The organism is Martelella sp. FOR1707 (assembly GCF_053484265.1).
In genome coordinates this window covers 1-13,579 of sequence record NZ_JBAKFP010000006.1, presented here as the reverse complement: position 1 = coordinate 13,579, position 13,579 = coordinate 1, and the positions used below count along the sequence as shown (strand labels likewise).

Below are 13,579 nucleotides of genomic sequence, written 5' to 3'. Positions count from 1 at the left end.
TTACTGACCGCATCCTGACAGGATTGCGAGGAGCATCATGACCACGGAAAAGACCGCCAACCAGCGGGGCGCAGCACGCCTCGCCGCCGTTCAGGCCCTCTATCAGATGGATATCGGCGGAACCGCGCTTGCCGATGTGCTGGCCGAGTATGAGGTCTACCGTCTCGGCAAGGAAGTCGACGGCGATACCTATCTGAAGGCCGACCCGGCCTGGTTCCGCGCGATCGTCACCGGCGTCGTCAAGGATCAGAAGACCCTCGACCCGATGATCGCCGGCGCGATCTCCGAGGGCTGGACGCTGTCGCGCCTCGATTCGACGCTGCGCGCCATCCTGCGCGCCGGCGTTTTCGAAATCGTCACCAAGCCCGACGTGCCGACCGCCGTCATCGTCACCGAATATGTCGAGATCGCCACCGCCTTTTTCGAAGGCGAAGAGGGCAAGCTCGTCCACGCGGTGCTGGACCGCATAGCCCGTCGCGAACGCGGTCAGCCCAACGCCAACTGATCCTGACAGACTGCGTATCATCTCCGCAAACGGCGCCGCATAGCCCCCGATCTTCTCGCCCCGGAGGGGAGAGATGTCGCGAAAGCGACAGTGAGGGGGGAGACCATCCCCACGAACGCCCTCACGATTTGAAACGCTGAACCACCCTCACTGCCCCTTTCGGGGCATCTCTCCCGCCAGCGGGAGAGAGTATTGGGAGCAAGGTTCGGGTCCCGTAGTCAATCGTCGACGCCGGTTAGCGGGGCGTCGCTGTTACTCACCGATCGCGATCCCCTCTCGCCTCGGATCGGCTCCGCCATAGAGCATGCCGTTTTCGATGGCGATCGCCTGCAGGCCGGACGTCTGCGGACCGATCTTCACCTCATATCCCATAGCTTCCAATGGCCCAGCCATCGCCTCCGCATCGGTTCCGGCCTCGATGTCGTAAGTGCCGAAACGGTTGAGGAGATGCGGCATGGCGGTGGCTTCCTGCACATTCATGCCCCAGTCGAGATAGGCGATGATGGCCTGGGCCACATAGCCGATGATCGAGCTGCCGCCCGGCGAGCCGATGACCAGCGCCGGCTTGCCGTCCTTCATCACGATGGTCGGTGCCATCGATGAGCGCGGCCGCTTGCCGGGTTCCACGCGGTTGGCGATCGGATAGCCGGCATCGTCATGGGTGGCGAAGGAGAAGTCGGTGAGCTCGTTGTTCAGCAGAAAGCCGGACTTGGTCATCAGCCGGCTGCCGAAGCCGTTTTCGATGGTGGATGTCATGGAAAGCGCATTGCCGTCGCCGTCGACAATGACGATCTGGGTGGTGGAGGGGAGTTCGATGGCTGTCCCGTCGCCATAACGGATCATGGCGTGATCCCAGGCGGGAAGGCCCGGCTCCACCGTCTCCAGAGCCTTGTCGCCGTCGAGCAGCTTTGAGCGCATTCTCAGATAATCCGGCGCGACCAGCCCTTTCAGCGGCATCGGCACAAAATCAGTGTCGGCCATGTAGCGGCCGCGATCGGCGAAGGCGAGGCGCGAGGCATCGCCGATCAGCCGCCAGCTTTCCGGATTGTCCGGGCCCAGCGTTGCGAGGTCCTTGTCGGCGGTGAGGCCGAGGATCTGGCCGACGGTGAGCGCGCCGGAGGAGGGCGGCCCCATGCCGCAGACGTCATAGCCGTGATAGGCAACGCAGACCGGGTCGCGTTCGATCACCCGATAGGCGGCGAGATCCTCCAGCGCCAGCACGCCCGGATTACCCTCGGCGCCCCGCACGGTGTCGACGATGTCTTCGGCGATCGCGCCAGAATAGAACGCGTCAGCGCCATTTGCCGCGAGCGCCGTCAGCGTCTCCGCATAGGCCGGGTTCTGGAGCAGGTCGCCCGCGGCAAGCGGCTCTCCACCCGGCAGGAAATAATCGGCGGTGGTGGTGAAGCGGCCGAGGCGTTCGCTGTCATCGGCGATCTGGCCGGCAAGGCGGGGCGAAACGGCAAAGCCATCTTCGGCGAGCGCGATGGCCTCGTCGAACAGGGCCTGCCATTCGAGCTTGCCCCAGCGCTCATGCGCCGCTTGCATCAGCATCGGCGTGCCGGGCGTGCCGACGGAACGGCCGCCGACCACGGCATCGTAAAACTGAAGCGGTTCGCCATTGTCGTCGAGAAACAGTTTCGGCGTTGCCATGCGCGGCGCGGTCTCGCGGCCGTCGAGCGTCGTCAGCCGGTTTTCCGCGGCGTCGTACCAGACCAGAAACGCCCCGCCGCCCATGCCGGAGGATTGCGGCTCGACAAGGCCCAGAACCGCCTGCACGGCCACCATCGCATCGGCGGCGCTGCCGCCCTCGGCGAGCACGCGCGCGCCGGCTTCCACGGCCAGCGGATTGGCGGCGGCGACCATCCATTTCTCGGCTTCGACGGGCCGGCCTTCCGCCTTGGCGGCAAGGGCCGCTTCGACCTCGGGCGAGACGGCGGAAAAGCCGACCTCCGTCGTGCCGATTTCCGGGGCAACCGAGTCGGCGGCCTGCTGGGCCGCGACCGGAACAGTCAACAGCGCCACCAAAGCGCTGCCTGCGATCAATCTCATCATTCCCCTGTCTCCTCTTTCTGCGCTTGATGCGCGCAAGCTTGAGCAGAGTGCGCCAGAAATACTCGGCCGCGTCAAGGAAGGCTGCGGCAAAGCGGGAACTTATGGGGCCGCTCGACTGTTACAGTAGTGATAGTTCTCCAGAGGTTCTCCTCAATGTCTTCCAAAATCGCGATCATCGGCTCCGGCCCCACCGGGATCTACACGCTCAAGGGGCTGATCGGCGAGCACGCGCCGCTCGAGATCACGATTTTCGAGCGCGAGGACATGCCGGGCAAGGGCATGCCCTACCAGCCGCACATCAATGACCGGGCGATGCTCTCCAACATCGCCAGCATCGAGATTCCGCCGATCTGCGAGAGCCTGACCGCGTGGCTGCGCCGCCAGGACGACGATGCGCTCCAGGCTTTCGGCATCCCCCGCGACGCCATTGCCGAACGCACCTTCTACACCCGCGTGGTGCTCGGCGAGTATCTTCAAGCGCAGTTTTTCGGGCTCGTTCAGCAGGGGTGCGAAAACGGTCACCGGATCGTAGTGAAGGCGGCGCACCGCGTTTCCGACATCGCGCTGATGCGCGACGCTATCGAACTGACGGTGGAAACGCCGGCCGGCGACTACGAAAAGGCGGTCTTCGATCATGTGGTGCTGGCAACCGGCCATGACTGGCCAGAGGCGACAGAAACCCGTCCGGGCTATTTCGTCTCGCCCTGGCCCGCGCCGGCGCTGAAGTCGATCCCGGCCTCAAAGGTCGGCATACTCGGCACTTCACTCAGCGGCATCGATGCGCTGATCACGGTCGCGACCGCCCATGGCGGTTTTCTTCTGGATGATCACGGCGATCTGCAATATCAGCCGCATGCCGATACGGAAGGCTTCCACGCGACGATGATGTCGCGAAAGGGCATTCTGCCGGAAGCGGATTTCTACTGCGAAATTCCCTATCGCCCGCTGGTCTTTTGCACCGAGGAGGCGATCGAGCGGCTGATCGCCACCCATGAACACGGGTTGCTGGACGCCATTTTCGAGCTTTTCAGGCAGGAGCTGACGCTCGCCGATCCTGATTATGCCGCACGCATCGGGCTTTCCATGCTGTCGGTCGAAACGCTGGCGCCGGCCTATTTCCACGAACGTCAGACGGCTGATCCCTTCGCCTTTGCCGCGCGCAACCTCGCGGAAGCCGAGATGAACCAGCAGCGCCGGTATACAGTCGAGTGGCGCTATGCGATTCTCCGCATGCATGAGGTGATCGCAAAGGCGATTCCGCATCTGGACGCCGCCGATCTCGAGCGCTTCCACAAGCATTTCAAGACCGTGTTCGTCGACGACTATGCCACCGTGCCGCATGATTCGATCCGCCGGTTGCTGGCGCTGCACCGCGCCGGTAAGCTTGAGGTCCGCGCCATCGGCGACGATGCCGAGATCGACAATGAGAGCGTTCAGCGCGGCGCCGTCGTGCGTTTTGCGGGGCAGGAGCTGGGCTTCGACGCCTTTATCGACGCGACCGGCCAGAGTTCGCTTTCCGCCCGCGATCTGCCGTTCCCGACGTTGGTGGGGCAGGGCGTTGTCAGCGCCGCGTCGACGCGAGGCAGTCTTATGGCGGACGAAATGGTGCGCACCGGCGGCGTCGATCTTGATGCGGCCTTCCGCCCGATCTTCACCGAAAACCTCTCGCGCAACCTCTATTGCGGTTCGATCTCCTTCCTGCTGCACAAGCTGCCCTTCGTGCAGGGCATTACCTCGGCCCGCGATATCGGCGTGGTGATCTCGGCCGCGATCCTCGAAAGCGAGGCTGAGGACGCGCTGACGGCCGCCTGAATGCGATCAGGCGGCGCGGCTTGCGATATCGCCGGTGGCGATGAAGCCAGGTTGCTCGACCGTGCAATAGATGCCGAAATTGCGCCGGTTGTGGCGCAGCAGCGAGCGCAGGATATCGGCATTTTCGGAAATCTCCGGCTGTGGCGCGATCGTCATGCCGCAGCGGCGGGTCTCCTCGAAGGCAATGATCATCGCCTCGCCGAGCTGCAGCCGCTGCGTCAGCCATTCCTTCTCCGGAAAACCGGCGAGGCCCGGCGTCTTGAGCACCACATTGGGGCGAAAGCGTCGGCTAGAAACCTCATCGCTCCCGGCAAGGGTGGCAAGGTGCTTCAAGCCATCGGTGGTGACCAGATGGAGCGGAGAAGGGAGGTAGCGGTTGGTTGCCGTGGGCCCGGCATCATTGCGCGCATAGGGGCGCACCTCAACGGCGAAACCGAAATGCTCCGCAAGCTTTTCGGCAAGCGCCGCATCGTCTACGCCCATCCATTCAGCATCGGGAAAACCGATCTCTGGCCGGTTGTCCTCGCCAAGTCTGGCGCCGAGAAATAGCGCCGGCCGCCAGCGCAATTCCTTTTCGGGGGCCGCGGGCGCGCCGGTGTCGGCATCGCAGATGCACCAGGCGCGGTCGAAGGCAATGCCGTCGCTGCCGAGCACGGCGGAGGTCAATCGCTCCCCGCCGAGCGAACTGACGGGGTAACGCCAGATTTCAATGATTTCACCGAGCGGCTCCATTCCGACCTCCTGATCAATTTCCGGAATGTGTTCGATTCCGATCGGTTCGTCCATGCCTCAAATCTTCTTTGCCCGTTTCACCGCCGCATCGATAAGCTCGATCCCGCGCGGGATATCGGACGAATCGATCGAGCCGTAGCCGAGCCTGAACAGCGGGCAGGGCTCGGGCGGGTTTTCGAAGAACACCGCGCCGGGTTCGATCAGCACGCCGTCGGCCTTCAACTCCTCGGCGAGCCTCGCGCTGTTGAGCCCGTCGGGGCCTCTCAGCCACACGCTCGCGCCGCCTGCCACCGCCGCGCTTTCGAGCGTCAGGCAGCTTTTCGCAAGCGCCTGATCCAGAACCGCGCGCCGCTTCACCATCGCGCCACGCAGCCGCACGATATGGGCGTCATAATGGCCGAGCGCCAAAAAATAGGCGGTGATGCGCTGCAGGTGGCCGGGCGGATGGCGCAGCAGCATGGTTCTCAGCGCCCGCGCCTTCGCGATCAGCGGGGCCGGGGCAACCAGATAGCCGATCCTGAGGCCGGGAAACAGCGACTTCGAGAAACTGCCGATGTAGAGAACGCGGCCCTCGGTATCGAGCGATTTCAGCGCCGGGGCGGAGGGGCCGAGATAGGACATCTCGAAATCATAATCATCCTCGACGATCACGAAATCCTGGGCGGCCGCGCGGTTCAGCAGCGCCTGGCGGCGGCCGAGCGGCATGGTCGAGCCGGTGGGGATATGATGGCTGGGCGTGATCATCACCAGCCGCGTATCCTCCGGCAGCGTTTCCGGATTCAGGCCGAGCGAATCGACGGGCAGGAAGGTGACCGGGCTTTGCGAGCGGCGCAGCGTCTCGGCGATATCGGGGTAGCCCGGTTCCTCGGTCACGGCCCGCCGGTCGGCCCGGCACAGAAGCTCCACCGCGATATAGAGCGCGTTTTGCGCGCCGAGCGTGACCAGCACCTCATCCGGCCGGGCATGGATGCCACGCCGCGGCAGGGTGTTGGAGCAGATATAGTCGATCAGCAGCGGATCGTCGTTGCCGTAGCGATCGGTGGAAAGATCGCCGAAATCGCGGCTGCCGAGGGCCCGGCGGGCGCAATCGCGCCAGGCGTAGTGATCGAAGAGCCGCGGATCGGGCTGGCCGTAGATGAAGGGATAGCGATAGCTGCGCCAATCCGCCGGCTTGCGGATCACCCGCCGTGGCGGCGGATGGTCGGCAAGCCACTGCGACCAGTCAAGGGAAGCGTCGCCCGCGGTCGCGCCGGCGATCTTCAATCCGCGATGGGGCGCGGTGGCGGCGACCGCGACGCCCGAGCGCGGCAGGGTTTCGAGATAACCCTGGCCGACAAGCTCCTGATAGACCAGCGTCACCGTCATGCGCGACAGGCCCAGCGCTTCGGCAAGTTTGCGGCTCGACGGCAGACGGGTGCCGGGCCGCGCACCGCTTTCCAGGATCGCGCGCACAAGGGCTGCCGCGAGCCGCCCCTGCAGGGTCGACGCGTCGGCGGCGCGCAGGAAAATGCTCTCGGCTGCGATCGTGTTTTTCATCTGGACCTAACGAAGCTGCAAACTGGACATATCGCGGAACCGCGCTTGCTGCAATCTTGACGGCCGTCAAGCGACCGCGATCTCAATCAAGCGGCGTACAAATCCAAAAGTAGGGGACTACAAATGACCATTCTCACCCGTTTTGTGACCGGCGCCGTGGCCGCGCTCGCGCTGAGCCTGCCGGCCGCCGCAACCGAATACCGCATTGCCGTGGGCGACGGCGCGGGCGGCACACAGGAAGCGCTCGGCCTTGCTTTCATCGAAGCGCTGGAGCAGGAGTCCGGCGGCGAGATGACCGGCAAGCTGTTCCTCAACGGACAGCTCGGCGACGAGCAGGATACCGTGACGGCGGCTGCCACCGGCACGCTCGATTTCTCGATCCTCGCGATCAACAACATCACCCCGTTCTCGCCGTCGGTCGGCACGCTGACGCTGCCTTACGTGATCCTCAGCCAGGAAGACGCCGAGCAGCTTACCCAGGGCGAGATCGGCCAGCAGATGATCGAGCAGACCATCGAGGATGCCGGCGTGCGCATCATCGGCTGGGCCTATTCCGGCTTCCGCGTTCTGACCAACTCCAAGCGGCCGGTCTCGACCGTGGAGGATCTGCAGGGCCTGGTGATCCGCGTTCCCAAGAACGAGATCATGATCGAGACTTACAAGAGCTGGGGCGTCAACCCGACGCCGATGGCCTGGGGCGAAACCTTCGCGGCCCTTCAGCAGAAGGTCGTCGACGGCCAGGACAACCCCTACATGACCGTCTATGCGATGAAGTTCGACGAGGTGCAGAAATATATCACCAACCTGCACTACATCTTCTCGATCGAGCCGCTGATCATCTCCGAAGCGCTGTTTGAAAGCCTTTCGGAAGAAGAGCAGCAGCAGGTGCTGGCGGCAGGCGAAGCCGCGACCAAGGCCTCGTCGGAATTCCTGCGGGCGGAAGAGTCCAAGATCAAGGAAGAGCTCGTCAGCCGCGGCATGGAGATCACCGATCCGGCCAATAACGAGCAGGAATTCATCGACCTCGCTACCACGGCCGTCTGGCCGAAATTCTACGACCAGATCGGCGGCAAGGAAGTGCTGGATAACGTGCTGACCTCGCTCGGCCGCGAACCGGCGAAGTAATGGGTGAGGGGCGCTGACCTCAACGGTACGCTCCGCCCGTCCTCTCTCTCATGCGTCACCCTCGGGCTTGACCCGAGGGTCCAGGCAGCCTGTTCCGTGTCGCCTGGATGCTCGGGTCAAGCCCGAGCATGACTCGAGAGGAGGAGGGTGCAGGCCGTACACCGACAGGCTCGCGCCCCTCCCGCCATCGCCGTCCACGCCAATCCTCCCGAGGTTGCCATGTCCGCATTCTGGTCATTTGTCGACAAGTTCGAAAGCCATGTGTGCCGTGTGCTGCTGGCCGTGTTCGTGACGCTTCTGTTCGTGCAGATCGTCGCCCGCCAGTTGTTCGGTTTCTCGATCACATGGATCGAGGAACTGTCGGTCATCCTGTTCGTCTGGTTCGCTTATTTCGGCGCGTCCTATGCGGCGCGGATCGCCGCCCATAACCGCGTTACCTTTCAGTTGAACGCGATGTCGCGCAAGAAGGCCCGCATTGTCGAGGCGATCGGCGATGCGTTCTGGATCGCCTTCAACATCGTGTTCATCATCGAATCGATCGATTTCATCGGCCGTCTGAAGCCGTTCGTTAAGGCCCAGACGCTGGGCTGGGAGATGCGTTACATCTATCTGGCGCTGCCGATCGCCTTCACGCTGATGACGATCCGCATCCTGCAGGTCAACTACATGAAACTGGTCATGGGCATCGACCCGGCCGATCCGGACAAGGCAAGCGTCGAGGCGGCGATGGAATTCGCCGCCGACGAGAAGCGCGCCTATGCGCGGAGGCACCCCTGATGGACGGCCTGCTGATTGAAATCCTGTTCGGCTCGTTCTTCGGTCTTCTGATCCTCGGCGCGCCGATCACCGTGGCGCTTGGCGTCGCCTCGCTCGCCGCCATGCTCTATCTCGGCGATAACCCGATCAAGATGGTGCAGATGGCGTGGTCGTCGGTGGGTTCATTCCCGCTGATGGCGCTGCCCGCCTTCATCCTGGCCGGTGCGCTGATGGAGGCTGCCGGTCTGTCGCGACGGCTGATCGCCTTTGCCGAAAGCCTTGCCGGTCCGTTTACCGGCGGGCTGGGGGCAGCAACCATCATGGCCTGCCTGTTCTTCGGCGCGATCTCGGGTTCCGGCCCTGCAACCACGGCCGCCGTCGGCATGCTGATGATCCCGGCCATGGCGCGACAGGGCTACGGCCCTGGCTATGCCGCCTCGGTGACGGCGGCGGCGGGCGGTCTCGGAATCATCATTCCGCCCTCGATCCCGATGGTGATCTTTGGCATTTCGGCCATGGGCATGCAGCCGCCTCCGGAAGCGGTGGAAGCCCATGGCGTGTTCCAGTCGGTGTCGATCTCGAAGCTGTTCATCGCCGGCGTGTTGCCGGGCGTGGTAATGGCGGGCGGTCTTTTGACCATGAACTATATCCGCTGCCGGATCCGCGGCTTCCACGGTTCCGACGAGCCGTTCTCGCTGCGTCGCGTCGCCAGTGCCGGCTATCACGGCTTCTGGGCGCTGCTTGCGCCGGTCGTGATCCTCGGCGGCATCTATTCAGGCTATTTCACGCCCACCGAGGCCGCGATCGTGGCGATCTTCTACACGCTGTTCGTGGGCGCTGTGATTTATCGCGAACTCGATGTCCGTCAGGTGATCAAGGCGCTCGACACCACGACCTGGCTTGCCGGTCGCGTGTTGCTGGTGCTGTTCGCGGCCACGATCTTCGGCCGGATACTGGTCGAAAACGACGTGCCGGGCGTGATTGCCGGAGGCATCCTGTCGCTCACCGACAATCTCTATGTGATCTGGGCCATGGTCATCGGCCTGCTGCTGATCATCGGCATGTTCATGGAAACGCTGGCGGCGATCATGATCCTGGTGCCGGTCATGCTGCCGGTGGCCTACATGATGGGCATCGACCCGGTTCATTTCGGCATCGTGATGATCTGCACGCTTTCGGTCGGCTTCCAGACCCCGCCGCTTGGCGAGAACCTGTTCATCGCATCCGGCATTTCCGGGATTTCGATCGAGCGGATCAGCCTGCGCGCAATACCGTTCGCGATCGCCTCGGTCATCGCAATCTTCATCATCGCAAGCTTCCCGGCAATCTCTCTCTGGCTGCCGAGGATGATGGGCTACTAGGGCAAGGAAAATTCCCATGACTGCACATAACAAGAAACTGTCCGCCGACGATCTGAAGGCCACGTTCGACGCCTTCAACCGCCACGATATCGACGGGGTGATGACCCATTTCGCCGATGACTGCGTGTTCTTCACCGTCGCCGGCGATCATGAATACGGCAACCGGATCGAGGGCAAGGAGGCGATCGCCAAGGCCTTCGTCGGCGTCTGGACCGCGATGCCGGACGTCCAGTGGGCCGATCACAGTCATTTCCTGTCGGAGGACGGAACCCGGGGCGTCAGCCAGTGGACCTTCCGCGCCACCAATCCCGACGGCACCCGAACCGAGGTTCAGGGCGTCGACCTGTTCCGGATCAGGGACGGCCAGATTGTCGAAAAGCAGGCGATCCGCAAGCAGCGGCCTGCAATACCCGCCAAGTGATGTGAGACGATCATGCAGGTCAATGCAAAACGCCTGGGATCGAAACCCTTCGATCCGCATTATGATCCCCTGACCGACCGCACCCTCGGCCCGGGCAGCGATTACGCGCCGACCTACTGGATCGGCACCGCCGGTGATTTGCCTGAGGATGACGGCCCCGTGACCGGCGACATGGACGTCGACGCGGTGGTGATCGGCTCCGGCTATACCGGGCTTTCGACCGCGATCCACCTTGCCAAGATGCATGGCATCAAGGCGACCGTGCTGGAGGCCAACGGCGTTGCCTATGGCTGCTCCACCCGCAATGGCGGGCAGGCGCAGATCAGCGCCGGTCGGCTGAAGCGCAGCCAGTGGATCGAGCGCTGGGATCTTCCGACGGCGCGCGCGCTGCACGACGAGATGGTCGAGGCCTTCGACCTGTTTCGCGGGCTGGTGCGCGACCACGCCATTGCCTGCGAGCCGCAGGATGGCGGTCATTACTATATCGCCCACAAGGCATCCGCCATGCCGTCGCTGGAGGCCGAGACGCGGCTTTTGAACGACAAGTTCGGCTATGGCGCGCGGATGCTCTCCCGCGAGGAACTGCATGAGACGGTCGCCCGCGACATGGAGGCCCATGGCGCGATGTGGGAGCCGGACGGCACCGGTATCCATGCCGCCAGGCTCGCCTTCGGCTATCTGCGCGTTGCCCGAGAACTGGGCGCGAAGGTGCATACCGACAGCCCGGTCCAGGCCTGGGAATACAGGGACGGCGTCCACTATCTGAAGACCCCGCGCGGCACGGTGCGCACAAAGCGCGTGGCCGTTGCCACCGCCGCCTATGCGCCGCGCGGGCTGCATCCACGAGTGAAAGACCGGCTGCTGCCGATCATGTCCAACAGCGTCGTCACAAGGGTTTTGACCGATGACGAACTGAAGTCCGTCGGGATCAAGAAACTTTCGCCGCTGACTGATACCCGCACGCTGCGCAACTACTACCGGCTGCTGCCCGACAACCGGCTGCAGATCGGCTCGCGCGCGGCGATCACCGGGCGCGATGCCTCCAATCCCGCGCATCTGAAAGGGCTTCGCGATGCCATCGCCCGCAAGTTCCCGGCGCTGGCCGATGTCGAGCTCGACTACAGCTGGTGGGGCTGGGTGGATGTTTCCCACGACATGATGCCGCGCATCACCGGCATGCCGGACCTGCCGGGCGCCTATTATTCGCTCGGCTATGGCGGCAACGGGGTGATGTATTCGGCCATGGCCGGCCGCCGCATGGCGCAGCTTGTTGCCGGCGAGCCGATTCCCAATCTGCCGATCTACGGCAATGAACTGAAACACGAGGGCTGGAAGACGCCCTTCCGCCGGCTCGGACAATGGGGCCTCTATCAACTCTATCATTACCGTGACGAGCGGAAATAAGGAAAAATACCGATGAAAATGACCACCGAGGAAGCATTCGTCAAAGTTCTGCAGATGCACGGCATCGAGCATGCCTTCGGCATTATCGGCTCTGCCATGATGCCCGTCAGCGACCTGTTTCCGAAAGCCGGCATCACCTTCTGGGACTGCGCCCATGAAACCAATGCCGGGCTGATGGCCGACGGCTTCACCCGCTCCACCGGCAAGATGTCGATGGCGATCGCCCAGAACGGCCCCGGCGTCACCGGCTTCGTGACCCCGGTCAAGACCGCCTACTGGAACCATACCCCGCTGCTGCTGGTGACCCCGCAGGCCGCCAACAAGACGATCGGGCAGGGCGGCTTTCAGGAAATGGAGCAGATGCGGCTGTTCGCCGATTGCGTCTGCTACCAGGAAGAAGTCCGCGACGCGTCGCGCATTCCCGAAGTGCTGAACCGCGTGATCATGGAAGCATGGCGCAATTCCGCGCCTGCGCAGATGAACATTCCGCGCGATATGTGGACCCAGGTGATCGATGTCGATCTGCCGCAGGTTGTCGCCTTCGAACGACCGGCGGGCGGCGAACAGGCGGTTGCCGAGGCCGCGAAGCTGCTTTCGGAAGCGAAGTTCCCGGTGATCCTTTCGGGCGCTGGCGTCGTGCTTTCCGGCGCGATCCCGGACCTGATCCAGCTTGCCGAGCGGCTCGATGCGCCGGTCTGCAGCAATTACCAGCACAATGACAGCTTCCCCGGCTCCCATCCGCTGGCCATGGGCCCGCTCGGCTATAACGGTTCCAAGGCCGGCATGGAGATCATCGCCAAGGCCGATGTCGTGCTGGCGCTCGGCACCCGCCTCAACCCGTTCTCGACGCTGCCGGGCTATGGCATCGATTACTGGCCGAAGGATGCGAAGATCATCCAGGTCGACATCAATGCCTCGCGCATCGGGCTCACCAAGAAGGTGACCGTCGGCATTCAGGGCGATGCGGGCAAGGTGGCGCGCGGCATTCTGGCCGGGCTTTCCGCCAATGCCGGAGATGCCGGGCGCGAGGATCGCAAGCATCTCGTCTCCCAGACGAAATCGCGCTGGGCGCAGGAGCTGACGAGCCTCGATCATGAAGACGACGATCCGGGCACGGAATGGAACGCGGGCGCGCGTGAGCGCGATCATGACCTGATGTCGCCGCGCCAGGCCTGGCGGGCGATCATGCAGGCTGTGCCGAAGGAGGCGATCGTTTCCTCTGACATCGGCAACAACTGCGCGATCGGCAACGCGTACCCGACCTTCGAGAAGGGCCGGAAATATCTGGCGCCCGGCCTGTTCGGCCCCTGCGGCTATGGCTTCCCGGCGATCCTCGGCGCCAAGATCGGCAACCCCGATACGCCGGTGATCGGCTTTGCGGGTGACGGCGCGTTCGGGATTTCCATGAACGAGATGACCGCCTGCGGGCGCGATCACTGGCCGGCGATCACCATGGTGATCTTCCGCAACTATCAGTGGGGCGCGGAAAAGCGCAACACGACGCTCTGGTACGACAACAACTTCGTCGGCACCGAGCTCGACCGCGACACCTCTTATGCCGCGATCGCCAAGGCCTGCGGCGCGCATGGCGTCCAGGTCCGCAGCCAGCAGGAACTGACCGAGGCGCTTGCCGCCGCCGTGGAGCGCCAGCTTGCCAACAGGGAAACCACCTTCATCGAGGTGCTGCTCAACCAGGAACTCGGCGAACCTTTCCGCCGCGACGCGATGAAGAAACCCGTCGTCGTCGCCGGCATCGATGCCGCCGACATGCGCCCGCAGAAGGGCGCTGCCTGAGCGGGGATCTGAGGCCAAGCAGAAAACAATCTCCCCCCTTGAGGGGGAGATGCCCCGACAGGGGCAGAGAGGGGTGAA

11 protein-coding genes are annotated in these 13,579 nt (G+C 63.8%); 8 read left to right on the top strand and 3 right to left on the bottom strand.

Translation table 11 applies throughout. The annotated features are described in order from the left end of the window. Positions 1-37: 37 nt before the first annotated feature. Positions 38-505: a transcription antitermination factor NusB gene (gene nusB, locus V6765_RS17105; protein ID WP_448430960.1), complete on the top strand. Its 468-nt coding sequence runs from the start codon at positions 38-40 to the stop codon at positions 503-505. Positions 506-757: 252 nt separating this feature from the next. Here nusB and ggt read toward each other — a convergent pair whose 3' ends face one another. Then, positions 758-2,560, bottom strand: a complete 1,803-nt coding sequence (gene ggt, locus V6765_RS17100; protein WP_448430958.1) for a gamma-glutamyltransferase — start codon at positions 2,558-2,560, stop codon at positions 758-760. A gap of 153 nt (positions 2,561-2,713) precedes the next feature. On the opposite strand from ggt, the gene V6765_RS17095 reads away from it, so the two are divergent. After that, positions 2,714-4,372 (top strand): FAD/NAD(P)-binding protein, encoded by a 1,659-nt coding sequence (locus V6765_RS17095; protein ID WP_448430956.1) that lies wholly within the window; start codon positions 2,714-2,716, stop codon positions 4,370-4,372. 6 nt (positions 4,373-4,378) lie between these two features. Here V6765_RS17095 and V6765_RS17090 read toward each other — a convergent pair whose 3' ends face one another. Together V6765_RS17090 and pdxR are read right to left on the bottom strand one after the other, a co-directional pair. Further along, the gene (locus tag V6765_RS17090) at positions 4,379-5,158 is read right to left on the bottom strand and encodes an MOSC domain-containing protein (RefSeq protein WP_448430954.1); all 780 of its coding nucleotides are present in this window, start codon (positions 5,156-5,158) and stop codon (positions 4,379-4,381) included. 3 nt (positions 5,159-5,161) lie between these two features. Continuing rightward, positions 5,162-6,640, bottom strand: coding sequence for a MocR-like pyridoxine biosynthesis transcription factor PdxR (gene pdxR / locus V6765_RS17085; RefSeq protein WP_448430952.1), 1,479 nt, complete (start codon positions 6,638-6,640; stop codon positions 5,162-5,164). A 123-nt stretch (positions 6,641-6,763) separates the two neighbouring features. On the opposite strand from pdxR, the gene V6765_RS17080 reads away from it, so the two are divergent. The 6 genes from V6765_RS17080 to xsc all read left to right on the top strand — a co-directional run bounded on the left by V6765_RS17080 (position 6,764) and on the right by xsc (position 13,501). After that, positions 6,764-7,765: a TRAP transporter substrate-binding protein gene (locus V6765_RS17080; RefSeq protein WP_448430950.1), complete on the top strand. Its 1,002-nt coding sequence runs from the start codon at positions 6,764-6,766 to the stop codon at positions 7,763-7,765. Positions 7,766-7,984: 219 nt separating this feature from the next. Further along, the gene (locus tag V6765_RS17075) at positions 7,985-8,542 is read left to right on the top strand and encodes a TRAP transporter small permease (RefSeq protein ID WP_448430948.1); all 558 of its coding nucleotides are present in this window, start codon (positions 7,985-7,987) and stop codon (positions 8,540-8,542) included. Beyond that, a complete protein-coding gene (locus tag V6765_RS17070; protein ID WP_448430946.1) occupies positions 8,542-9,882 on the top strand; it encodes a TRAP transporter large permease in 1,341 nt (446 codons plus the stop codon). The genes V6765_RS17075 and V6765_RS17070 overlap by 1 nt, the downstream gene beginning before the upstream one ends. Before the next feature lie 37 nt (positions 9,883-9,919). Next, the gene (locus tag V6765_RS17065; protein WP_448431503.1) at positions 9,920-10,303 is read left to right on the top strand and encodes a nuclear transport factor 2 family protein; all 384 of its coding nucleotides are present in this window, start codon (positions 9,920-9,922) and stop codon (positions 10,301-10,303) included. Positions 10,304-10,315: 12 nt separating this feature from the next. Beyond that, positions 10,316-11,707, top strand: a complete 1,392-nt coding sequence (locus V6765_RS17060) for an NAD(P)/FAD-dependent oxidoreductase (RefSeq protein WP_448430944.1) — start codon at positions 10,316-10,318, stop codon at positions 11,705-11,707. Positions 11,708-11,719: 12 nt separating this feature from the next. Beyond that, positions 11,720-13,501: a sulfoacetaldehyde acetyltransferase gene (gene xsc, locus V6765_RS17055; protein WP_448430942.1), complete on the top strand. Its 1,782-nt coding sequence runs from the start codon at positions 11,720-11,722 to the stop codon at positions 13,499-13,501. Positions 13,502-13,579 lie beyond the last annotated feature (78 nt).